This is a genomic window from Campylobacter gracilis, assembly GCF_018374135.1.
GTDB classification, from domain to species: Bacteria; Campylobacterota; Campylobacteria; order Campylobacterales; family Campylobacteraceae; genus Campylobacter_B; species Campylobacter_B gracilis_A.
On record NZ_JAHAFS010000013.1, the window covers coordinates 49,021 to 71,279 of the forward strand.

Consider the following 22,259-nt stretch of genomic DNA (forward strand, 5'->3'; position numbering starts at 1 on the left):
CCCCTTCCCAGATGGCTGCGGCACATGCGAGATCTAAGTGCTCTGCTGTATTCCTACCCTGAAGCGGTGCCTAAAAAAAGCATTGCACAGGTCTAAGAAAGGGCAATCGGGATTATATGGAAATGTTTCTTAAAGTAAGGTTATAAATGAATTTCAAAAATCATCTTTTATCCGTATTTCGCGAGGTTTTTATTCCTCACCATCGCTCTATTGAGTTTAGAGCCAAAATTTTTGCCGCAATGCTGCTTGCTAAAAAAAAGCAGACCGACGAGGATTACGACGCGATCAAAGATATAGCGGGCGAAATTTATCCGGGCGACGAACAGCGCATCGGCGTGCTGGTCTCCATCGTAAAAGAATATATCTTAAAGGCAAAGACCTATAAAAGTTTAAATTTAGATTCGCTTTTAAAAGAGATCGACAGAGATATAAAAAATAACAAAAAATATATCAAAAAGATTGATTTTTCGCATCTACGCCGTTTAATCGGAGATGATGATGACGATGCACTGATCCAACAGCGGGTTTATGAGTTTTTTGTCTGCGAAGTCAAAGAGTATTCGTAAATTTTTATCTTAAGAATTTTTTTAGTATAATCATCAGTTTTTGAAATTATAAACGGAGAAAAATTTGGAAAATATCAGAAATATCGCGGTTATCGCACACGTCGATCACGGAAAGACCACTATCGTAGACGAGCTTTTAAAACAGTCCGGCACCTTTGGTAATCACCAAGAAGTCGGCGAGCGCGTGATGGACAGCAACGACATCGAGCGCGAGCGCGGCATTACGATATTATCCAAAAATACCGCCATCCACTACGGCGGCGTTAAAATCAACATCATTGACACTCCGGGTCACGCTGATTTCGGTGGTGAGGTCGAGCGCGTACTAAAGATGGTCGACGGCGTGCTTTTGCTCGTCGATGCGCAAGAAGGCGTTATGCCGCAGACTAAATTTGTCGTGAAAAAGGCGCTATCTTTAGGACTCAGACCTATCGTAGTCGTAAATAAAATCGACAAGCCTGCAGCCGATCCGGATCGCGTGGTAAATGAAATTTTCGATCTTTTCGTAGCGCTTGACGCAAACGACGAGCAGCTTGAGTTTCCAGTTATCTATGCCGCGGCTAAAAACGGCTATGCAAAATACGATCTGAGCGACGAAAGCACCGACATGAAGCCGCTTTTTGAGACGATTATCTCTCACGTTCCGACCCCTAGCGGCAGCGACGATAATCCTTTGCAACTGCAGGTTTTCACGCTCGATTATGATAACTACGTTGGTAAGATCGGCATCGCTAGAATTTTTAATGGCACGATAAACAAAAACCAAAGCGTTATGCTAGCTAAAGCCGACGGTACGCATATAAATGGTAGAATTTCAAAACTGATCGGTTTTAACGGGCTTGAGCGCACCGATATTGACGCGGCGGGCACGGGCGACATCGTGGCGATTGCTGGCTTTGACGCGCTTGACGTAGGCGATAGCATCGTAGATCCCAATAATCCGATCCCGCTTGATGCGCTGCATATCGAAGAGCCGACCCTTAGCGTAATTTTTAGTGTAAATGACGGACCGCTAGCCGGCACGGAGGGCAAATTCGTAACCTCAAACAAGATCGATGAGCGCCTGGAAGCGGAGATGAAAACCAACATCGCGATGCGCTATGAAAACGCGGGTGAGGGAAAATTTAAAGTAAGCGGCCGCGGCGAGCTGCAGATCACGATTTTGGCTGAAAATATGCGCCGCGAGGGCTTTGAGTTTTGCCTCGGGCGCCCGGAAGTCATCATCAAAGAGATCGACGGCATCAAATGCGAGCCTTTCGAGCATCTAGTCATCGACGCGCCCGATGATTGCACCGGTACCGTCATCGAAAAGCTCGGTCGCAAAAAGGCCGAGATGAAGGTGATGAATCCGACCGGCGACGGGCAGACGCGCATGGAGTTTGAGATCCCCGCGCGCGGTCTTATTGGCTTTCGCTCGCAGTTTTTGACCGATACTCGCGGCGAAGGGGTGATGAATCATAGCTTTTTGGAATTTCGCCCCTTCATCGGTGCGGTCGAGAAACGACAAAACGGCGCGCTCGTGAGCATGGAAAACGGAGTGGCGCTAGGATACAGCCTGTGGAACCTGCAAGATCGCGGCGTGCTTTTTATTGCTCCGCAGGCGAAGGTCTATCTGGGCATGATTATCGGCGAGCATAGCCGTCCGAACGATCTGGACGTCAATCCGATCAAGGGTAAAAATTTAACCAACGTCCGCGCCAGCGGTAGCGATGATGCGATCAAACTCGTGCCGCCGCGCGCATTAAATTTAGAGCGCGCGCTGGAGTGGATCGAGGAGGACGAGCTTGTGGAGGTCACGCCCGTAAATATCCGCGTGCGCAAGCGATACCTGGACCCTACGACGCGCAGACGAATGGCGAAAAAATAGAATTTTTGGATGAAATTTTAAAATTTGGCGTGAAATTTAGCTTTTAAATTTCACGCCTTTTTTATAGTCAAATTTTAAAATTTGCGCTGCTAAAATTTTGCTAGGAGAGGCAATGAATCTTGTTTTATTCGACTTTGACGGCACGATCACGCGCGATGATTCGCTACTTGAGTTCGTCGCCTACGTAGTCGGATTTAAGAAATTTTTTCGCGGGATTTTGGTGCTATCTCCCATTTTAGCGGCGTACAAGCTGGGTCTTGCGAGCAATAATTTTACGCGCAGAAAGCTCTTGGGCTACTTTTTTGCGGGCATGAGCGCCGATAAATTCGATAAAATTTGCAAAAAATACTCCACCACCCACATCGAAGATATCCTAAAACAAAGCGCTATGGACAAGATCGCAAGCTACAAAGCCGCAGGCGATAAGATCGTCATCGTCACCGCCTCGCTCGAAGATTGGCTGCGTCCGTGGTGCGACGCGCAGGGCTTGGAGCTTTTAGGCACTAAAATACGGCGCAAAGGCGGCATCATCACGGGCGAGATCGAGGGGCAGAACTGCTACGGCGCGCAAAAGGTCGCTCGCGTGCGCGCAGCATACGACGTGCAGGCTTTCGATCGCGTTATCGCTTACGGCGACAGCAGGGGCGATCGCGAGATGCTCGAGTTCGCCGATGAGGCGCACTACAAGGCGTTTGAGTAAATTTCTGCGGCCACAAAGCTTAAATGATAGCATCTGCGGCGACTGCGCTTTTGCCGTGAGTCAGATTTCACCTTACGCAAAATTTTATCCTTTTAAATTTATCGCACTTATCTGTGGGATTCTACACCGTACGATAAATTTTCATATTTTATCGCAGCGCAAAAGCCCTGAACTACGAAATTTTGTTGCAGAATGGGATTTTAAAATTTTTGGTGCAGATAAAATTCTGAAATTCCGTCGTGCATAAAATTTTAAAATTTTATCGTAGCGTGGAATTTTGCTCCGAATGGAATAGATATTTTGAAATCGAGCGCGAGATAAAATTTGGAATTTTAGAATTTACGGAATTTATTGGTTACCAAAATTTCAAAATTTGCAGGTTTCAGAATATCTACTCGCCGCGTGCGAAGCGGAATTTTGAAATTTCAAAATTCCGCGCCTTAGAATTTTAAGGTCTAAAGCATGTTGTAAATTCCGTCTAAAAGGAAGTATTTTTTATCCGCAGTGCCGCGGTAAAACGGCTCGAAAGTGTCCTCATAAGCCTTTTTGAAAAAGCCCTCTTTGCTTAGCTTGATCAGATCGGCATTGATGAAATCAAGCAGGCTTTGATTGCCTTTTTGCACGCCTACGCCTAAGAATTCCGCCGCGCCTAGGTTTTTAAACGGCACTTCGAGCGTATCGTCCACGACGGCATAGGCTAGGACGATGATGTTGTCATTGGCGTAGCCGTCGGCTCTGCCGTCCTTCATCATCGCATAGCACTCGGAGGTATTTTTGCAGTAAACTAAATTGCTAAATTTTTCTTTGCGCAAATAGCGCTCGGTCATCGAGCCGTTTGGGTTCTTTTCAATCGAAATTCTCATATCGCGAACCTGCGCAAAGTCCTTCACTTGATCCTCTTTACGCGTTACGATGCCAAAATTTACCGATAGATACGGCAGCGAGAAATCCACCTGCTTCTTACGCTCTTGCGTAATCATAAAGGTGCCGATAACCATATCGACCTTATTATTTTTCAAAAATGGGATTCTCTCGCCTGCGGTTACGGCTACGAACTGCACTTCGCCCTTTTTATCGCCGAAAATGTCTTTGGCGATTGAGCTAGCAAGCTCGATTTCAAAGCCCTCAAACTTGCCGTTATTAGACTCGCTTAACGGCGGACGACCTTCGCGCACGCCTACTCTGATAACCCCTGCCTGCCTGATTTCATCTAGTGTATTTGCAAAAATGCTAGCGCAAAATAAGGCTAAAATAAAAAGTAATCTCATAAAAAGCCCCCTACTTTTTAGTTTTGAAATAATTATAGCACTATATATTTTAGAGAAAATAAATTCAAGCGCTTTAAAATTCAATCACCGCGCGTATGCAAGTTTGAAATTTAGGGGCGAAGTGGGGATTTAAAATTTCGCAAATTCGCTAAATTTTAAATCCCAAGATTTATTCGTTATGCAAGATGCCTGCGATAAATTTTATATTTTAATTCCTAGCTCTACGCTTTTATAGCAAGTCATAAATTCCATCTAGCAGGAAGTATTTTTTATCCGCTGTGCCGCGGTAAAAAGGCTCAAAGGTATCCTGATAAGCCTTTTTGAAAAAGCCCTTTTTGCTTAGTTTGACAAGCTCTGCGTTGATGAAATCAAGTAACTCCTTATTTCCTTTTTGCACGCCAATACCGATGAAATCGGGCTTGCCGAAGTTTTGAAACGGCACTTCGAGCGTATCGTCCACGACGGCGTAGGCTAGCACCGTGATATTTAGATTGACGTATCCGTCAGCTTTGCCGTCTCGGATCATCGCGTAGCATTCGCTTGTACTTTTGCAGTAGCTTACGTTGCTAAATTTCTCTTTTTTGAGGTAATTATCTACGGTCGTGCCCTCTTCGGTTATGAGCCTCATATCACGCAAGCGTGATATATCTTTGATGGCGTCTGCTTTGCGAGTTAGTACGCCGAGATTGGTCGAAAAATACGGCATCGAGAAGTCTACGTGATTTTTACGCGCCGAATCGATAACGAAGGTAGCTGCGACCATATCGACTTTATTATTGACTAGATATGAGACGCGATCGGCGGCGCTTAGAGAGACAAACTGCACTTCGCCTTGTTTAGCACCGAAAATCGCCTTTGCGATTGCATTGGCAAGCTCGATCTCAAAGCCTTCAAATTTACCGCCGCTAATCTCGCTAAAAGGCGGTCTGCCGTCTCTGACGCCTACTCTGATGATGCCGCTATTTCTGATCTCTTGCAGCGTGTTTGCAAAAAGCCCCGCACAAAGCAAGATCAAAGTAAAAAGTAGTTTCATTTGCTGCTCCTTTGTTTAGGTTATTTACGGCTAATTCTAGCGAAATTAAAATCAAAAGGCGCTTTTTTAGGCTAAATTTATTTTCTGTTTGCTTTTTATGAAATTTCAAAGCAGCGTTAAATTTAGCCTTAGATTTGATATAATCGCGCAAAATTTAAGCGAGGGCGATATGAAAAATTTTATCTTTTTGTGGCTTTTGTTTGCGGGCTGCGCTTTCGGCGCCGCTAAGGATGACGCGAGAGTTTCTGCTTCACAGCAAGCAGAGTCAAATTTATCACAGCCAAATTTTGAAATTTTTTACGATGAAAATGCTAGCGATGCGCAGATAGATGCAGGCTTGGATGCGCTTTTAGCCTTCGCGGCGCAAAACAGGGGCAGGATCGACGAGGATTTCGGGGAGTTTAAAGATAGAATTTTCACCGCTTTCATTTTTAATCCGAAGGTGTTGCGAAATTCAAAATTCGACTTTGAGCGGATAGAAAAAATCCTTAAATTTAAACCAAATCTCAATTACGGCGGAGATGGCGGTTATTTCTCGCCGCTAAAGCTCGCGATTTTTTTCGGCTCGAAATTTAGCAGCGAGATAGCAAAGCTTTACTATTTTGATAAAGCCGATGCGATGCGGCTTTTAGAGCTTTTGGTGCGAAACGGCGCGGATGTCAAGGCTAGCGGGCTGCTGCGAGATGCCGCGGCAAACGATAATTTCGAGGCATTTAAGTTTTTGATCGCAAACGGCGCGCGAGATACGAAAGACGTGGTCGGCTCGGTTGCGGGCAGCGAATTAATATTTCTAAGCGACAACAACGTTTCTATTTTCGGATATAAGGAGGTGCTGCCGCTTGCTGCGAGGGAGTTTGCCGCGGGAGCCAAATTTAAAGAATTCCGCGACGAGAGATTACGCTATTTGGAGGAAATTTTAAAATTCCAAGGCTTTGCGAGCATCGATAAAAAGGAGATCGAAACGCTTATCAAAGTAGCTGTGGTGCTGGATGACGAGATGACGGCGGAGTTTTTGCTCTCTCGCGGCTTGTGCGAACAGAAGGAGCTTTGCGAATTTCTAAAAGCGCAGGTAAAAACTTACGACGCTGCAAAAATTTCTAAAATTTTAAGCCGCAAAGAGAAGTAAATTTTAAAATTTGAACAGCTACGGCATGGCAAGCGGATAAAATCGCTATTATAATTGCGCCAGTCGCAGCCGCCCTACTTTGTCATTTAACGCGAGCGAAAAAGCAAAATTTGTTCCGCCTAACCTACCCTCCTCCGCTTATCAAACAGCTCGCTATTAAGTTCATTCGAGATAAATTTTAATGTATTTGCCAAATAGCGCGGCGGCGGAGGTAAATTTTAAAATTTAGCCGCTCGCTACTAAAATTTCAAGGTTGCTTTCAGCTTTAGTGTGCCGCAAAAGCGCACTATATATTGTGTTCAGACACAATCAAATAGCTTGTAAGACGCGAGCTTTTCAAATAGTCTTGCATTAAATTTACATCTGCCACGCGAATTCAAACTACAAAATTTTAATTCTATTGCCCTTTAATTTCACTATTTTTTTGTCATTTACGAGCTTCGTAATCGCCTGGGAGACGTTTTGTCTGGGTGCTCCGAGCAGGCTTGCCAGCGTCATTATATTAAAGGGGAGCTCCACGATCTTATCTGCGTTTGCGATGCGATTTAAGAAATTTAAAATCCGCGTCTGGATTTTCGCAAAGACGATCTCTTTAATTAAAATCCGCTGCGAGTAGATATTTTTAATAAGCGCGTTTATGATCGAGCTTGTAAACTCGTCTCCAAGCAACCCGAAAAGCTCCGAGATATTGATCTGCAGCGTCTCGCAGTCGCTTAAAATTTCAAGGCTCGTGTTTTTATCCAAGCAGACGTAGGCGCCGCTTCTTACGAAGCTAAAGATAAATTCCTTGCCGTTTTCGTAGCAGTTTAGCTTCGCCCTGCCGTGCAGCAGAATGATAAATTTAAACTTCTGAGCGTAGATCACATCGCCGCGAGCGTAGCTTTCGCGCCTAAATTTAGCAATCCGCTCTTTACTTAAAAAGTCGAATTTCTCGCTGTAATCGTTATTTAATCTATCTATCATAGCAGCTCTTTGCATAAAATTTCACGTAAATTTTACATAAAAAGGATAAATTCGTCGCAATCGCGACAAATTTAAATTTATCTTTGATTTATAATTCGCGTTAAAGACAACCTAGAAAGGATACTTTATGAGGAAAATTTTTATCTCATTTATCTGTGCGTGTTCGCTTTTCGGCGGCGAGGTAATCTCTAAAACCGCTACGATCTCGCAAGACGGCAAAGCAATCGGCGAGGCTGAAATTTTAACACCGATCGAGGTGATATCCAGCGAAGGCGGCATTACCAAGATTAAAATTAAAGGCGTCGTGAGCGAAAACTATCAGCTTCAGATCCAAAAAAATATGAAAGAGGCCGAAATTTACGCGATTTTTACGAATGAAGCCGAAGCAAATTTTAAAAAGGGCAAAAAGCTCGAGGACGATTACGGCGAGATCTGGTATGAGGCGGAGGGGATTTACGAGATCAGTTCGGATGCCGTAGCTAAGGACGCTAAGGCTCTTTATGCGGAGGCAAAGACAAACTACGAGCAGATCTGCTCGGCCTGCCACCGCCTGCATGAGCCAAAGAGTTTCACGGCAAATCAGTGGCCTGCAAATTTACAAGAGATGATCAATGCAAACTACGTAGCGCTCGAGGGCGACGAGCTAAATTTGATCATAAAATACCTACAACACAACGCGAAAAAACCTGAATGATAAAGGAGATCAGATGAAAAGGCGAGACTTTTTAAAGGCAGGGATTTTAGGCGCAAGCGCAGCAAGCGCTAGCAGGATTGAGGGGGTAACACAGACGATTTTTGATAACAAAAAGGTATTCGGCGCGAACAGATTCGGTACTTTTTGGCTAAATTTAAACTCGTCGCAGATCGTTTCGGTAAGCGAATTCGAGGGCGATAAATTTCCAAACACTATGAATTACAGCTTGCCCGATAATATCCAAAACGAAAACCGCGTGCTCTATCCGATGGTGCGCAAAAGCTATCTAAAGGCAAAAGGCGCGGCAAAGAGCGAACTACGCGGCAAAGAGGAGTTCGTGCGCGTTAGCTGGGACGTCGCGCTTGATCTAGCGGCGAAGGCTTTGAAAGAGAATTTCGACAAATACGGCGCCGAGGCGATCTACGGCGAGTGCTACTGGTGGGGCGGTAGCGGCAAGATCGGCTGGGGACGCACTGTAGCGCACCGAATGCTTAAAATTTTAGGCGGCTACGTAGAGGAAAGCGGCGATTACTCCACCGGCGCGGGGCTCGTCATTATGCCTCACGTGCTTGGCTCAAGCGCCGTTTATGACGCGCCTACTACGTGGAAAGCGATCGTCAAAAACGCCAAAAACGTCGTATTTTGGGGCACCGATCCTGTGGTAACCAATCAAATTTCATCCATTCCGCCTACGCACGACGGCTATATCGGCATGCAAGAGCTTAAGAAATCAGGCATCAAAATCTACAGCGTAAACGTGATGAGAAACGACACCGCGCGCTACTTTGGCAGCGAAGATATCATTGTGCGCCCTAACACCGACACCGCACTCATCATCGGTATGTGCCATTATCTGTTTACGAACAACCTCTACGACGAGGAATTTATCAAAAAATATACCGTCGGATTTAATAAATTTAAAGCGTATTTTCTAGGCGAGAGCGATAAAATCGTAAAGGACGCAGCTTGGGCGAGCAAAATTTGCGGGCTTAGCGAGGAGGCTATTGCGAAATTTGCTACGGCGCTTGCAAAGGAGCCGAGCACGATTTTAATCGGTCGCGGTTTGCAACGCGCCGATCACGGCGAGCAGCCTTTCTGGGCGCTCGTGGCGCTTAATGCGATGCTAGGGCATATCGGCAAGGAGGGTCTCGGCTTTGAATTTAGCCTAGGCTACGGCTCTGCGGGCGCTACGAATAAAGTGGCTCCGATTTTAAAGGGACTTAGCACTCGTATAGATGAAAAATACGAAAACACGGGCTCTGCGCCTTGGAAAAGTGCGAAAAACATTACCATCCCATCCTCTCGCAGCATCGAGGCGCTGGAGCATCCGGGCAAGCAGATCGACTACGACGGCACTAAAATCAAGCTACCGCATATGAGGGTCGCTTATATGGCGTGCGGATCGATGTTTACGCGCCATCAAGACGTGAATAATATCGTCAAGCAGTGGCGTAAATTTGATACCGTTATCACCGCCGAGCCTTACTGGACGAGCACGGCGAAGCTTAGCGATATCGTGCTTCCCGTCGCCGTCGAGGTCGAGCGCAACGACATCAACCAAACCGGCGCTACGGGCGAATATATAGTCGCTTACAGGCCCGCAATCGAGCCGATGGGCGAGAGCAAGAGCGACTTTTGGATCTGCGAGCAGATCTGCAAGCGCTGGGGATACGGCGAGGTCTTTAGCGAGGGCAAGGATGAGCTAGGATGGATGAAGGAATTCTACGCCGATGCCGTAGAGCAAGCTAAAGGTCTAAATATAACGATGCCTAGCTTTGAGGAATTTTACGATAAAGGCTTCGTGCGCTTTGAAAAGGACGACGAGAGTAGCGCGCTATATACGCGCCTTGCGGCATTCCGCGAAAATCCCGCCAAAAACCGCCTAGGCACGCCGTCAGGAAAGATTGAGCTTTACTCGCCCGTAATCGCTAAGATGGGCTATGCCGACTGCCCGCCGATGCCTACTTGGATTGAACCGAAAGAGTGGCTAGGGGATGCGAAAAAGACGGTGAAGTACCCGATTCACATCGTAAGCCCGCACTCTCGCTACCGCTTGCACAGCCAGCTAAATAACTCGATCATTAGAAATTTTGCCGAGGTTAGCGGCAGAGAGCCCGTGCTCATCAATCCAAAAGACGCCGAGGCGCGCGGGCTTGCGAACGGCGACATCGTACGCGTTTTCAACGACCGCGGCGAAATTTTAGCGGGCGTGCTCGTCACCGACATCGTGCCCGAGCGCGTCGCAGCGATCTGCGAAGGCGCGTGGTACGATCCCGAGGTTTGGGGCGAAAAAAGTCTCTGCCAACACGGCTGCGTAAACGTGCTTACGTTTGACAAGGGCACGTCAAGTCTCGCGCAAAGCAACTCAGCTCACACCGTGCTTGCTCAAATCGAGAAATTTAAGGGGGAGATTAAGCCGATTACGGCGTTTGGTAAACCTAAAATTTTGCAGTCGCTATAAAATTTAGCGCGTCGTCTTTTAAGCGTCTTTGAATGAGCTAGAAAATTTCGCCCCGCGACAGACTAATTGCCTAGTCTTGGGGCGAAATTTTCGTCGCAACATTCAAATTCATCTTAAAATACTTCCGCCCATCTTTTTGCGTTAAAATTTTGTAATCTGTCAAATTTGAGCGCAAATTTACCTCTTTCGTATGACGAATTTATCGTGCGGAGTGGCTAAGCAGGCAAATTTAAAATTTTAACTCCCGCTATGGCTAAATTTAAAACTTAGCAGCAGGCGATCCTAATAAATTTCATGCTCGTTCGCTTGCTATCGCGGTGCGCTAACAAGCTTTGCGTACGCCGAAGTGCAAATTAAAGCGTAAAATCAAAATGTAAAATTGAAGTAGAATTTTAAGCGCCCTACTTCGTTTTTTACTTGCAGTAGGGCGAATTTGCTTAAAGTAGTGAACTAAAGCTAGACGAAAATTATCCACACCTTGGATCTATTATCTTGCTCAGTTAGAGCAGCTGTTACGAGCGACGAGCTCCGCAAAATCTAGCGCTGCGTCGTAGTCGGGCTCAGAGGCTATGTCGCTTACGAGCTCTTTATAAACCACAACGCCTGCGGTATCTATGACGAAGATTGCTCTGGCGCTGAGACCTGCTAATGCGCCGCTGGCGATGAGGGTGCCGTAGCGGCGGCAAAATTCCTTATCGCGGAAATCGCTTGCAACGCGTAGATTTTTTATCCCTTCAGTCGTGCAAAACCTCCCCATCGCAAACGGTAAATCCATTGAAACGACGATTACTTCGGTGTTAGGAAGCGATGCGGCGCGCTCGTTGAACTTGCGTGCCTCCGTCGCGCAGACGGGCGTATCTAGCGACGGCACGGCGGCGATGATTTGCACGTGCTTGCCGCTAGCGATCTCGATTTCGCTTAAATCTTGAGCTACTAAGCGCACTTGTGGCGCGCGATCGCCTAGATTTATCTCTTGCCCGCTTAGCTCTACAGGCTTTCCTTGGAATGTTACTTTTGGCATTTTTGTCCTTTGTTTTGAATTTGTAGCGGCGAATATACAAAAATTCCTTAAATTTCAGGTAAAATTGCTTTAAAAATCAAGGAGAGCAGATGGGCGAAGATATTTGGGGCGGCAGCAGCAATCCTGCATCGCTAGCCAGTATAAGACGTAAAAGTGACGAAGAGAAAAAGCCCCTGGATGAGAAGCCACAGGAGCAACCTGAGAATTTGGATTTAGCGCAAGAAGAACTTGCGGCGGATGATACTAGCGAGCAAAATTCTGCGACTCAGAATTCTATAGAGCAAAATTCTACTTTTACAAAACAGAATTTCACACCACAAAATTCTGCGGAGCAAAATTTAGCTTTTGAAGCTCAAGACTCGGATGAAGAAAATTCTATTTTGCGAGATTCCATTGCGACAGGCTCTGGCGAACAAGATTCTAAGGCTAAAAGCTCGAATTCTACTGAAAATGCTGCGAACTCGCAGAATTCCACTTGGCAAAATTCAGCTTCCTCAAATTCCGATAGAATTAGCTCTACGCAAAGCTCAGCTAAGGCTTACGATCTAAATAAAGCCTACGTATTTTATATGTTCCTCGGGCCTTTCGGCGCGCATAGATTTTATCTTGGGCGTATAATTTCCGCGATTTTTCAGCTTTTAGGCGGCTTACCATTTCTCATCTGGCTTTTTTTAGTAGTGGTTACCGTCATGTGGACGAGTATAGAAGGTAACGAGCTGTTAGCACTTATAAACTCGTCTCGTCCGGATTTGGGCGTGCAAGCATCAGACCTAAAGGATATAGAGCAGGGCTTTTTTCATTTTATGGTTATTTTCTCGGTGCCTAATGTTTTGTTTTTAATCTGGCTTATTAGCGACTTTTTTAGGTTGCCTGATATGGTGCGAAAGCTAAATGTATCCGTGGGTGTGGGAGATATTACCTATCTTTATGCGGACGATGTTATGGAATGTGGCGAGAGTCTATCTAATGCCGAAACCGCTCTTTATGTAGCATTTGGACTTGAGGTACTAAGTGCAGTGAGTGGATATATTAAAAATGCGGACAAGGCTGGTGCACTACAAGGTATCGGGATTATTTTGGTAATATGTTTAGCTGTAGGGCTATATTTTTTAGCGCGCGCAATACGCAGCACGGATTTGCTATCAAATGCTGCGATTGCTGGAGTTTTTTCGACTATAAGTGCGTTAATCATCGTATTTATAGGCTTTGGGCTTTTTAAGCCTTCTGTCTTTGCACTGTGTATTTCTTGCGTGTGCATGTTGGTATATTTGATTTATCGGTTATTAATTAGCAAGGAGCTTTATGATTGTAGTGGCGAGAAAGACTATTTGAGAGCGTTTTATGTTATCGCAGCTACGGAGATGATAACTCTAGTTCTTGCGATACTTGGCTCGCAGCTTTTAGTTCTAGTATCCACCATAGGTCAGGTTGTCGCAGCAGTTCTAAATGTTTCAGCGGTTTATGGCACTAGGGAGGTTGCTGCTTCAAAAGGTGGCTACGATCTAGCGCATCTGGCGTATCACGTAAGGCAGATGAACAGACGGGAGTTTTAGGTACTTAAATTTAAGGGGCGATTAGTATAATCCTACATTATTTAAAAAAGGAGTTTAAAATGACTTTTATGGAGTCTGTGCAAACTTGCATAAAGCAAAAATACGCCGCATTTAGCGGGCGAGCATCGAGGTCGGAGTACTGGTGGTTTTTTCTATTTACCGTGCTTGGCGGGATTGTTTTGAGCTTGATAGATGGCGTCTTAGGCACTACGATAGGGTACAATCAAATAATAGCCGGCAAAATCGTCCATCAAGAAATCGGCATTATAGATGCGCTTTTTCAGCTGGCTATGCTAGTGCCAGCCATCGCCGTATCAGTCAGGCGACTACATGACACGGATAGAAGCGGCTGGTTTTTTCTGCTTATTTTAACGCCGATCGTGGGTGCTTTTTTCGGCGATATCGGGCTTTTGGTATCATTTGTGGGTTGGATAGTGCTGCTTGTATTTTTCGTGCAGCGCGGCGATAGCGGGTCCAATCGCTTCGGATACGATCCGCTATGACAAAGCTCTAAAGCTTTGCGGAATTTTAGAATTCTAAAATTCCGTGCAGATAAAATTCTTTGTATCACCACGCAAAATTCTACGCATAAGCACTTTGTAGCGGTAAATTTTTCTTCAAATAAGCTTTTCAAATCCTCTTTAATTGATTGCCGTTATCTGTAACTTAGAATTTTTATATTATAATGGCTTTCAAAATTTTATTTTAGAAAGGATGAAAATGAAAGAGAGAATCGAGGCGCTGTTCGCGCAAAATCCTAAAATTTCGATCGCGCAGATCTGCAAGGAGCTAGGCGCGAAGGAGATCGACGTGCTGCTAAACCTGCCCGAGCGCTTCGGAAAGAGCGCGAACGGCGATAAATTCTGCGAAGTCATCAAGGAGCTTGAGGGCTGGGGCGAGGTGCTTTTCGTAAAAAATACGCCGAGCTTCATCATCGAGTTTAAAACCAAGATCCCAAGCGGCAAGAGCGCGCGCGGATATTATAATTTCGGCATGGGCGCAAACGGCGATGAGGCGTATGGGCTGGGCATTTTGGGGGGTCATCTAAAGACGGATGAGATCGATAAGATCATCCTCGTGACGCAGACTTTCATGGGGATGCTCTCGAAATTCGTGGGCTTTTACGACAAAGCGGGCGAGAATATCTTTAAAATTTACGTCTCGCGCGATGAGAAAGGACAGCTTCTAGCCGAGCAAGATGCGAAATTTGAAGCGCTAAAAGCCGCGATTTAGCGCTCACACAAAACTCGTCTTGCGCGGTTTGCGTAAAATTTGCTCTTGTCGGGTATTTAGGCTTGATCTCGCCTTTTGCGCGCGAGATCAAATCCGTAAAATTCTACTGCGAAATAACACTGCGCGCACTCTTGCGGGTTTGCGCGCAAAATCGATCCGCGCCGCCGCCTTATTTATCTCCCGCCTGTGCGCATTTATGGTTTTGATCTGCGGCGTAGAATCGCCTCCTTTTCTCGCCGCCTTCATTTAAAATCGATCTTGTCGGTTTAATTTACCAAACCGACTTTAGCGCGCGGGAATTGTTTTTCGAATTTGACGCAGGATCGTCCTTTTCTTCATTTCATCCCAAGCGCGCGCAGTATCTTGGGCGCAAAGAGTTTGAATTTAAACGGGCTTGCGGCAGGGCGAATTAAACGGATAAAATTTAGTCGGAGGATTTGTGCAGCGGCGTTTTTAACGGCCTCAAATTTTAAATTTTAAATTTGCTGCGCCGCGCCGCTAGCTTTATTCTATCTTATCACGCCGGGTTCCGTTCTACCGCGCCTATCTTCTGCCGCATCTCGTCTTGCTCCGCTTGTGACGTCCCGCTTCGCGCCCCGTTCGTTTTTTAAAAAGCGGCGTGCGACCTAGATAAAACCGCCCTACTTCGGATCAAAATTTTATTTTTCCTCAAAGCAGACTCGAATAAAGATAAAATTTTATAAAATCTATCATTTTAATTTCATATCTCAAAAACTTTCCGCCGCCACGCAAAGAGCGACAAATTTTAAAATTGAAATTTTATACGTTAAGCTTAAAGCCTACAAAACTCCGATATTTAGGACAATGCAGACCTGAATTTTTATCTTTTACTGCTATAATTCTCTCATAAATTTAAATCTTAAGATTAAAAAGTATTCTTAAGAATTTTATAAGACGGAGGAGATCTTGAATAGATTGATTTTGAAGATTTATGCGTGGCAAAATACCGCTACGCCATGGTTTTGGCTCTTTGTGATAAGCACAGGGTATCTTGCTGTATCGCATTTTTTCTTTCAGCGCTGCCTTTTTATGTCGCCTACGCAGACGAGCGCCCTCGTGCGTCTGGGCTTTGCCGTAGCGGGCGCGGGCGCGCTTATCGGCTTGCTGCTGCCGTTTGGCTTCATAACAAGGCTCGTTGCCTACGCGCTCGGATTTGCGGGCGCGATATACGGTTATTTACAAAGCTCCGCGTCGCATCCCGCCGCGGATACCGCAAATTGTCTCGCAGCGCCCGCATTTCCTTTTGCGGCGCCGCTTGATAGCCTGCTGCCGGAGCTATTTCGCCCCGCAAGCTGCACGGGCACCCCGTCCTTTTCCGCAGGCACCGCGCTTAGCGAAGTACAGAGTTTTTTTAGCGGATTTTACGGCGAGGGATTTTATCTGGTGCCGAGCATTAAATTTGCAGACGCGGCACAGTGCGCGCAGATAGCGTTTGCGGCATTCGCGGCGATTTTAGCCGTGATGTTTGCGGGCTTTTTATACGGCAGATTTACGAGAAGTTTTTAAAATTTTAAGAAAGGATAAGCATGAAGTTTTTAAATTCTATTGCGGCTGCGGCGGCTCTCGCGGCTGCGATCGCAAGCTACGCTGGCGCCGAGGTTAAGGCGGGCGAGACGCTTTACGGCACGGTGCTAAAGCAGGTAAGCGTAAGCGGCGATTTGTCGCATAAGGACGGCAGGCTGCTGCCCACAAATGCCATAGAGGTCTTGGAGGTGAAGGACGGAGTAGTGAAATTTTCGCTCACAGGCTATCAAAATCCAAAGGCGCCCAATGTTATTTATTTCACGCCTAAAGCGCGCATAATCGCGGTGGCGTTTTCGAAGCAGGCTAAATTTCAAAGCGAGAGCTTGGGCGAAGAGGACGGCTTTAATAAGGTTAAAATAACCGCCTACACCGACGAGGGCGCGCTAAGCGGCGACGTGGATAAAATTTTCGCGGGCGCTAAGGAGAAATTTGAAGCCTCGTGTAGCGTCTGTCACGCTCTGCACCAGCCGGCTAGCTACGAAGCAAACAGATGGCCGGGCTACATCAAATCGATGCTTTCGCGCACGCCTATTAGCAAAGACGAGAGCTGGACGGTGGTACAGTATCTGCAAAAGCACTCCAAGGACGTAAATTTAAAGGATATGAAATGAAAAGACGAAATTTTTTAAAGCTCGGCGCGGCGGTCTCGGCGCTTCCGCTCATCCCAAGCTCGATGCTAGCGGCGGATAAACTCACCGCGCTTAAGAAAAACGGCGAAATTTTAACCGCGGCGCGGTGGGGAATTTTAAAAGCGAGCGTCAAAAACGGCAAGATCGTAAAATCCGCTCCGTGGAAGATCACCTCTAAAATTCCCAATACTCTTCAAAATACGATGGCGGATCTCGTTTATAATACGCGCGTTAAGGCGCCGATGGTGCGAAAATCCTACCTCGCCGATCCCGATAATCCAAAACCCGAGCTTCGCGGACTTGACGAATGGGTCGAGGTAAAATATGAAGACGCGATCAAGCTCGTCGCGCGCGAGCTTAAAAAGACGCGCGAGCAAAAGGGCGCAGACTCGGTATTCGCGGGCAGCTACGGCTGGCAGAGCACGGGCAACGTGCATGTCTCAAGGACGCTGCTTCATAGATTTATGAACTTAACCGGCGGCTTTACGGGCGTCACGGGCGATTACTCCACGGGTGCGGCGCAGGTCATAATGCCGCACGTAACGGGCTCAAATCAGGTCTATGAGCAGCAAACTTCGTGGCCCGTGGTACTTGAAAATTCCAAAGTCGTGGTCTTTTGGGGGCTAAATCCGATCTCTACGCTTCGCGTGGCGTGGACGAGCTCGGACGAGCAGGGATTTAAGTATTTCGAGCAGCTAAAAAACAGCGACAAAGAGATCATCATCATCGATCCGATCAAAACCGTAAGCGGCAAGTATTTCGAGGGTAAGGCGCGATGGATCACCCCTCGCCCGAACACCGACGTAGCGATGATGCTAGGTATGGCGCAGCACCTCTACTCGCAGGGCAAGTACGATAAGGAATTTTTGCAAAACTACACCGTGGGCTTTGAAAAATTCGTGCCGTACCTCACGGGACAGAGCGACGGCGTGGCTAAGACGCCCGAGTGGGCAAGCGAAATTTGCGGCATTAGCGCGGACGTGATAAAAGAGCTTGCGGTAAAATTTTACGAAAATCGCACGATGATAATGGCGGGCTGGGGTATCCAGCGCGCTCATCACGGCGAGCAGGCGCACTGGATGATCGTAACTTTGTGCGCGATGCTAGGACAGATCGGACTTGCAGGAGGAGGCTTCGGCTTTAGCTACCATTACGCTAACGGCGGCGCGCCTACCTGCGCGGGCGGCGTGATCGGCGGAATGAACGCGGCAAGCGTCGGCATCGTTAAGGACGGCAAATTTTTAGGGCTTGCGCAGGATCAGAGGCAAGGCGACGAAGCTACTCAAGCGTGGCTGGTAAATACGGCGAAGGTCGCCTTCCCTCTAGCTCGTATCGCGGACGTGCTACTAAATCCGGGCAAGACGATCGACGCGAACGGCGCAAAGATTACCTATCCGAAGATTGACTTCATCTACTGGGTCGGCGGAAATCCGATCGTGCATCATCAAGACACCAACACCAATATTAAGGCTTGGCGCAAACCGCGCACCATCGTAGTGAATGAAATTTACTGGACGCCGACTGCGAAGATGGCGGACATCGTGTTTCCGACCACGACGGAGTATGAGCGTAACGACATCACGATGAGCGGGGACTACTCCAATATGCATATAATTCCTATGAAGCAGGTCGTCGCCAAGCAATACGGCGCGAAGGACGATTATCAAATTTTTACCGACCTTTGTAAAGCCTACGCAGACGGGCTTGCCGAGGCTTATACGGACGGCGGCAAAACGGAGATGGATTGGATCAAAGAATTTTACGAAGGGGCAGCTAGCGCCGTGAATGCAAACACCGCTTTGGGCATACAGATGCCGAGCTTTGAGCAGTGGTGGGAGAAAAACGAGCCGACGGAATTTTACGAAACGCCAGAGAGTGCTGCGTACGTGACGTTTGAAGATTTTAGAAATGATCCCGTTTTGGAGGCTTTGGGAACGCCTAGCGGGCTGATTGAAATTTACTCCGATACGATCGCCGCTATGAACTACAAAGACTGCGGCGCGCATCCGATGTGGTTCGAGCCCGTCGAGTGGCTCGGGATGAAGGATAAACCTGCGAAATTTCATCTGCTTAGCCTGCATCCGTATGACCGCTTACATTCGCAGCAGAGCAATACCTCAAATCGCAAAAGATATGCCATTGCGGATCGCGAGCCGGTGCTAATAAATACCGAGGACGCTAAGGAGCTCGGTATCAAGCAGGGCGATCTGGTGCGCGTGTATAACGCTCGCGGCGAAATTTTGGCGGGAGCCAACGTAAGCGACGACATAATGCGCGGCGTGGTGCAGATATTCGAAGGCGCGTGGTACGATCCTAACGCCGAGGGGCTTTGCAAAAACGGAAATCCGAACGTACTTACGATCGATCTTCCTACGAGCGAGCTTGCCAACGGCAATATCTCCCACACGGCGCTGGTAGATATTGAGCTTTATAAACACAAGGCGGGCGAGGATATCAAACTAACCGCGTTTATGCCGCCTAAAGGGGCGAAGTAGGGATTAGGGGCGGTCTGGGTTTTAAGACTGGCTCATTGCTGGCTTGGACTAGATACGCCGATCCTCTACAGGCTTTAGCCAAACTCGCCGTGGTTTTGCTACGGCGAGGCATATCGATTTCGACTTGCCGCGGCTTTATATAGTCGCGGCTGTGTATCGGGACCAATTTGCTTGCTACAGCCTCGCGACTGCAACGATAGGTCGCGGAGCTGATTTAAATTTTATAGCCTTGCGCTTGCAGTGTTGACTGAGTTGATTTGATTTATCATAACTTTGAGCTGTGGCAGGCTGGAGATAACAGCAAGCAATATTTGCCTCGCCGCCCTACTCTCTATTTGCTTGTTAAATTCTCGCTAAATTTAAGAACTTGCCGTTTGGGCTATAATTTCAATCCAAACTAAAAAACCGCCTAAGCTTCCATTTAAAATTTTTCTTCGGAATTTGTGTATCACTAAAATCGTGGCTCCAAATTTCGTTTTTATCGGTGAAATAGCCGCTATTTTGAGCCTGCGGTATAAAGTCGGTCCGATCTTCTATTTTTACGTTTAGCGCCTTGAAATATTGCAGCAGCTCATAATACTTTTTTGCAGATACGGCATTTATTAAAAAGTAATTTCTATTGTTAAATTTAACGACGAAATTTCTTTTTAGCAGCCAAGGTAAAATTTTGAAATTTACTGCTTTAAATCTGCACTGAATTTCAAAATTTTAAGCCATAAAATAAGATAAAATTTTAAAATTCTACGCCTTTTTTTGGTGTGAAAGTTTTTATTTTGGGACAAATACTACCGCTTTGATATTGATGCTTTTGTGTGTATTTTACTTATCTCCATAGTGAGTTTTACACTGAGCTATTTCTATGGCGCCATTAGATATTCTAAATACGAGCCGATTTTTTCCATCTATTCTAACACTATAAAGCCCCGATAAATTGCCCTTTAGCGCTTCGGGTTTGCCTATACAATCGTAGCCGTTACGCTCTATATCTAGGAAACTTATTTATGCGCTTTAGGATATTTTTATCATTTTCCTGCCAATACAGATAATCCTTCCAAGCTTCTTGCGACCAGATTTTTTTCATTGATCCGCTTCTAACAAATCGTGCTCAATCCCGCTATTTTCCTTTAATTCGTCAAAAGAGCGCTTAAGATGAGATAAATTTTCGTGGCCGTAAAAGGGATCTGCCGTCAGCTCGAAAGGAATTTTGCGTTCTTGCAATACTTTTTTAGCAAATATTGTAAAAGCAGTAGTTAAATTTAGCCCCATTTCAGAGCATACTTCCTCCAACCCTTTTTTAAGTTCGGCATCCATTCTAAAATTTACGTTTATAGATCGCGTCATATTGTCTCCTTTTTGATTGCATTATACATTATTTATATGGATAATGCAATGATTTATAAATGTGCTTTGCTAAAATTCCATTATGAGAGAACACTATTAATTCTAAATCTAGCAAGATTTTAATTCAAAACGAAATATGCATACTAAGCGCGATTATGCATAAAAGTAGCGCCAGCGGGACATAGACAAAGCGTCCGATGTCATACCAGAGCTTGCCGCGAGCCCTCTCTGCGCCTAGATTGATCTCATCTAAAATTTCATTCCGCTTAATTATCCAAAACCACGATATCGCGCCGATTACCGCTCCGATCGGAATGATATAAATTGATACGAAATCCATCCACGGCCCCCATGAGCTTATCGCTTCCATACCAAGGCCCGCACCCAGGCAGATCGCGCACAATAACGCAAGCGTGAAGGCGCGGCTTAGCCTTGGAAACTTATGCATTAGCGATTCGGCGACTACTTCGAACATATTTTGAAGCGATGAAATTCCACCAAAAATCACGGCGGTAAATAAAATTACCGCAAAAATTCTACCACCTGCCATATCTTGCAAAATTTTAGGCAGAGTTACGAAAAGTAGCTTAGGCCCCGCCGCAGGATCCATTCCATAAGCAAATACTGCAGGGATCATCACTAGCGCAGCTACCATAGCGGCTAGCGTGTCAAATAGCGCAGTATTTTTCGCCGCAGATACGACGTCTTCATCCTTGGATAGATACGCGCCATAGACGATCATACCTGAGCCCGTAATCGATAGCGAGAAAAATGCCTGTCCCATCGCAGAAATCCAAACCATCGGATCTGCTAGCTTAGTAAAATCGGCGCCAAAAAGAAAGGCATATCCGCCCGCAGCGCCTTGCAGTGTCGCAACCCTAACCGCCAAAATTGCAAATAGCAGGAAAAATAGCGGCATCATAATTTTATTCGTTTTTTCGATGCTTTTGGCGCCGAAAAACAGCGTCAGCAACGTGCCTGCGACGATTATGCAGTGATAAGGCACCACGGAGTAGGGCGTCAGGGCAAAAGAGTTGAACCACGTATCGGTATTTTCGCTCATTAGCGAGCCGTCTATGGCTTGGATTAGCGCTTTTAGAACGTAGGCGATGATGACGGCATAGCCCACTGCGATACACATCGAACCGGCAAGTGGCAACCAGCCGATAACCTTACCGATAGCGCCCAGTCCGCGGCTTTTCCACGCGTATTCGTATGAGCCCAGCGTGCCTGTTTTGGCGCGGCGACCGATCGCGTATTCGGCGCTTAGACCCACGTATGAAAACAGCGCTACGAAAAAAACGTAAATTAGCAAAAATGCGCCACCGCCGTTCGTGCCGAGTTTATAAGGGAAGCCCCAGACATTTGCCATACCTACAGCAGAGCCCACGCAAGCGATGATAAAAGCCCAACGCGATGAGAATTTGTGTTTTGTCATAAAGCCATCCGTGCGAAAAATTTTCGTTATGGTAGCAAAAAGGAATTTAAGATTTATTTATGCGGAATTTTAAGGCATGCCGATTTGATTACTTAGGAATTTTTAGAATTTAAAATTGCGAAGTTTTAAAGCAAGATTGGCGGAATTTTACGATTAAAATCGATAGAGTTAATTCTGCGATACTACGCGGCAAAATTTTATCTTTAATAATTTTAGAATTTTACGCTTAGACTTTGGCTTTAAAATCCGCTTAGCCCAGGCTTGTAGCAGGGCTTGATATTTAAGTTAGCCGAGAAATTTAGATCAATTGAAATTTTAAAATTCCG

The 22,259-nt window shown here is 46.2% G+C and carries 19 protein-coding genes, 1 other RNA gene and 1 pseudogene; 13 read left to right on the forward strand and 8 right to left on the reverse strand.

Going from position 1 to position 22,259, the window contains the following annotated elements; genetic code table 11:
- Nucleotide 1: 1 nt before the first annotated feature.
- Nucleotides 2-99: signal recognition particle sRNA small type (ffs, locus tag KH703_RS07225), an RNA gene on the reverse strand.
- A gap of 47 nt (nucleotides 100-146) precedes the next feature.
- On the opposite strand from ffs, the gene KH703_RS07230 reads away from it, so the two are divergent.
- The 4 genes from KH703_RS07230 (at nucleotide 147) to KH703_RS07245 (ending at nucleotide 3,380) form a co-directional block, all read left to right on the forward strand.
- Entirely contained in the window at nucleotides 147-566 is a 420-nt protein-coding gene (locus tag KH703_RS07230; protein ID WP_299225752.1) for a hypothetical protein, read from the forward strand.
- A gap of 64 nt (nucleotides 567-630) precedes the next feature.
- Nucleotides 631-2,433: a translational GTPase TypA gene (typA, locus tag KH703_RS07235; protein WP_304295237.1), complete on the forward strand. Its 1,803-nt coding sequence runs from the start codon at nucleotides 631-633 to the stop codon at nucleotides 2,431-2,433.
- Between the two features lie 112 nt (nucleotides 2,434-2,545).
- On the forward strand, nucleotides 2,546-3,133 hold the full coding sequence (locus KH703_RS07240) for an HAD-IB family hydrolase (protein ID WP_291938868.1): 588 nt from the start codon (nucleotides 2,546-2,548) through the stop codon (nucleotides 3,131-3,133).
- Nucleotides 3,126-3,380, forward strand: coding sequence for a hypothetical protein (locus KH703_RS07245; protein WP_304295238.1), 255 nt, complete (start codon nucleotides 3,126-3,128; stop codon nucleotides 3,378-3,380). The genes KH703_RS07240 and KH703_RS07245 overlap by 8 nt, the downstream gene beginning before the upstream one ends.
- A 208-nt stretch (nucleotides 3,381-3,588) precedes the next feature.
- Here KH703_RS07245 and KH703_RS07250 read toward each other — a convergent pair whose 3' ends face one another.
- Together KH703_RS07250 and KH703_RS07255 are read right to left on the reverse strand one after the other, a co-directional pair.
- Nucleotides 3,589-4,401: a transporter substrate-binding domain-containing protein gene (locus KH703_RS07250; protein ID WP_297987633.1), complete on the reverse strand. Its 813-nt coding sequence runs from the start codon at nucleotides 4,399-4,401 to the stop codon at nucleotides 3,589-3,591.
- 229 nt (nucleotides 4,402-4,630) lie between these two features.
- On the reverse strand, nucleotides 4,631-5,434 hold the full coding sequence (locus KH703_RS07255; protein ID WP_304295239.1) for a transporter substrate-binding domain-containing protein: 804 nt from the start codon (nucleotides 5,432-5,434) through the stop codon (nucleotides 4,631-4,633).
- 97 nt (nucleotides 5,435-5,531) lie between these two features.
- Here KH703_RS07255 and KH703_RS07260 point away from each other — a divergent pair, with 97 nt between their 5' ends.
- A complete protein-coding gene (locus KH703_RS07260) occupies nucleotides 5,532-6,560 on the forward strand; it encodes a hypothetical protein (RefSeq protein ID WP_304295240.1) in 1,029 nt (342 codons plus the stop codon).
- A gap of 381 nt (nucleotides 6,561-6,941) precedes the next feature.
- Here KH703_RS07260 and KH703_RS07265 read toward each other — a convergent pair whose 3' ends face one another.
- The gene (locus KH703_RS07265) at nucleotides 6,942-7,523 is read right to left on the reverse strand and encodes a Crp/Fnr family transcriptional regulator (RefSeq protein ID WP_304295241.1); all 582 of its coding nucleotides are present in this window, start codon (nucleotides 7,521-7,523) and stop codon (nucleotides 6,942-6,944) included.
- A gap of 127 nt (nucleotides 7,524-7,650) precedes the next feature.
- On the opposite strand from KH703_RS07265, the gene KH703_RS07270 reads away from it, so the two are divergent.
- Both KH703_RS07270 and KH703_RS07275 read left to right on the forward strand, forming a co-directional pair.
- On the forward strand, nucleotides 7,651-8,217 hold the full coding sequence (locus tag KH703_RS07270; RefSeq protein ID WP_304295242.1) for a hypothetical protein: 567 nt from the start codon (nucleotides 7,651-7,653) through the stop codon (nucleotides 8,215-8,217).
- Between the two features lie 13 nt (nucleotides 8,218-8,230).
- Entirely contained in the window at nucleotides 8,231-10,678 is a 2,448-nt protein-coding gene (locus KH703_RS07275; RefSeq protein ID WP_304295243.1) for a molybdopterin-dependent oxidoreductase, read from the forward strand.
- Between the two features lie 496 nt (nucleotides 10,679-11,174).
- Here KH703_RS07275 and tpx read toward each other — a convergent pair whose 3' ends face one another.
- Nucleotides 11,175-11,699 (reverse strand): thiol peroxidase, encoded by a 525-nt coding sequence (tpx, locus tag KH703_RS07280; protein ID WP_304295244.1) that lies wholly within the window; start codon nucleotides 11,697-11,699, stop codon nucleotides 11,175-11,177.
- A gap of 89 nt (nucleotides 11,700-11,788) precedes the next feature.
- Here tpx and KH703_RS07285 point away from each other — a divergent pair, with 89 nt between their 5' ends.
- The 6 genes from KH703_RS07285 (at nucleotide 11,789) to KH703_RS07310 (ending at nucleotide 19,154) form a co-directional block, all read left to right on the forward strand.
- Entirely contained in the window at nucleotides 11,789-13,252 is a 1,464-nt protein-coding gene (locus KH703_RS07285; RefSeq protein ID WP_304295245.1) for an NINE protein, read from the forward strand.
- A gap of 59 nt (nucleotides 13,253-13,311) precedes the next feature.
- On the forward strand, nucleotides 13,312-13,755 hold the full coding sequence (locus tag KH703_RS07290) for a DUF805 domain-containing protein (RefSeq protein ID WP_304295246.1): 444 nt from the start codon (nucleotides 13,312-13,314) through the stop codon (nucleotides 13,753-13,755).
- 217 nt (nucleotides 13,756-13,972) lie between these two features.
- A complete protein-coding gene (hutX, locus tag KH703_RS07295) occupies nucleotides 13,973-14,485 on the forward strand; it encodes a heme utilization cystosolic carrier protein HutX (protein WP_304295247.1) in 513 nt (170 codons plus the stop codon).
- Nucleotides 14,486-15,412: 927 nt separating this feature from the next.
- Nucleotides 15,413-16,012: a disulfide bond formation protein B gene (locus KH703_RS07300; protein ID WP_304295248.1), complete on the forward strand. Its 600-nt coding sequence runs from the start codon at nucleotides 15,413-15,415 to the stop codon at nucleotides 16,010-16,012.
- 20 nt (nucleotides 16,013-16,032) lie between these two features.
- Nucleotides 16,033-16,641, forward strand: a complete 609-nt coding sequence (locus KH703_RS07305; protein WP_304295249.1) for a cytochrome C — start codon at nucleotides 16,033-16,035, stop codon at nucleotides 16,639-16,641.
- Nucleotides 16,638-19,154: a molybdopterin guanine dinucleotide-containing S/N-oxide reductase gene (locus tag KH703_RS07310; RefSeq protein WP_304295250.1), complete on the forward strand. Its 2,517-nt coding sequence runs from the start codon at nucleotides 16,638-16,640 to the stop codon at nucleotides 19,152-19,154. Before KH703_RS07305 ends, KH703_RS07310 begins: the two co-directional genes overlap by 4 nt.
- 819 nt (nucleotides 19,155-19,973) lie before the next feature.
- Here the strand turns inward: KH703_RS07310 and KH703_RS07315 are convergent.
- From KH703_RS07315 to KH703_RS07325, 3 genes and pseudogenes are all read right to left on the reverse strand, one after another.
- Nucleotides 19,974-20,235, reverse strand: a pseudogene (locus tag KH703_RS07315) (Txe/YoeB family addiction module toxin).
- Nucleotides 20,232-20,495, reverse strand: coding sequence for a type II toxin-antitoxin system RelB/DinJ family antitoxin (locus tag KH703_RS07320; RefSeq protein ID WP_304295251.1), 264 nt, complete (start codon nucleotides 20,493-20,495; stop codon nucleotides 20,232-20,234). The pseudogene KH703_RS07315 and the gene KH703_RS07320 overlap by 4 nt, the downstream one beginning before the upstream one ends.
- 124 nt (nucleotides 20,496-20,619) lie before the next feature.
- Nucleotides 20,620-21,933: a sodium-dependent transporter gene (locus KH703_RS07325; RefSeq protein WP_304295252.1), complete on the reverse strand. Its 1,314-nt coding sequence runs from the start codon at nucleotides 21,931-21,933 to the stop codon at nucleotides 20,620-20,622.
- Nucleotides 21,934-22,259 lie beyond the last annotated feature (326 nt).

Bases quoted from the DNA above. Each gene is read 5' to 3' on its own strand.
- KH703_RS07230 (WP_299225752.1), top strand. From the start codon at position 147: ATGAATTTCAAAAATCATCTTTTATCCGTATTTCGCGAGGTTTTTATT.
- KH703_RS07240 (WP_291938868.1), top strand. From the start codon at position 2,546: ATGAATCTTGTTTTATTCGACTTTGACGGCACGATCACGCGCGATGAT.
- KH703_RS07250 (WP_297987633.1), bottom strand. From the start codon at position 4,401: ATGAGATTACTTTTTATTTTAGCCTTATTTTGCGCTAGCATTTTTGCA.
- KH703_RS07255 (WP_304295239.1), bottom strand. From the start codon at position 5,434: ATGAAACTACTTTTTACTTTGATCTTGCTTTGTGCGGGGCTTTTTGCA.
- KH703_RS07260 (WP_304295240.1), top strand. From the start codon at position 5,532: ATGAAATTTCAAAGCAGCGTTAAATTTAGCCTTAGATTTGATATAATC.
- KH703_RS07265 (WP_304295241.1), bottom strand. From the start codon at position 7,523: ATGATAGATAGATTAAATAACGATTACAGCGAGAAATTCGACTTTTTA.
- KH703_RS07270 (WP_304295242.1), top strand. From the start codon at position 7,651: ATGAGGAAAATTTTTATCTCATTTATCTGTGCGTGTTCGCTTTTCGGC.
- KH703_RS07275 (WP_304295243.1), top strand. From the start codon at position 8,231: ATGAAAAGGCGAGACTTTTTAAAGGCAGGGATTTTAGGCGCAAGCGCA.
- tpx (WP_304295244.1), bottom strand. From the start codon at position 11,699: ATGCCAAAAGTAACATTCCAAGGAAAGCCTGTAGAGCTAAGCGGGCAA.
- KH703_RS07285 (WP_304295245.1), top strand. From the start codon at position 11,789: ATGGGCGAAGATATTTGGGGCGGCAGCAGCAATCCTGCATCGCTAGCC.
- KH703_RS07290 (WP_304295246.1), top strand. From the start codon at position 13,312: ATGACTTTTATGGAGTCTGTGCAAACTTGCATAAAGCAAAAATACGCC.
- hutX (WP_304295247.1), top strand. From the start codon at position 13,973: ATGAAAGAGAGAATCGAGGCGCTGTTCGCGCAAAATCCTAAAATTTCG.
- KH703_RS07305 (WP_304295249.1), top strand. From the start codon at position 16,033: ATGAAGTTTTTAAATTCTATTGCGGCTGCGGCGGCTCTCGCGGCTGCG.
- KH703_RS07310 (WP_304295250.1), top strand. From the start codon at position 16,638: ATGAAAAGACGAAATTTTTTAAAGCTCGGCGCGGCGGTCTCGGCGCTT.
- KH703_RS07320 (WP_304295251.1), bottom strand. From the start codon at position 20,495: ATGACGCGATCTATAAACGTAAATTTTAGAATGGATGCCGAACTTAAA.
- KH703_RS07325 (WP_304295252.1), bottom strand. From the start codon at position 21,933: ATGACAAAACACAAATTCTCATCGCGTTGGGCTTTTATCATCGCTTGC.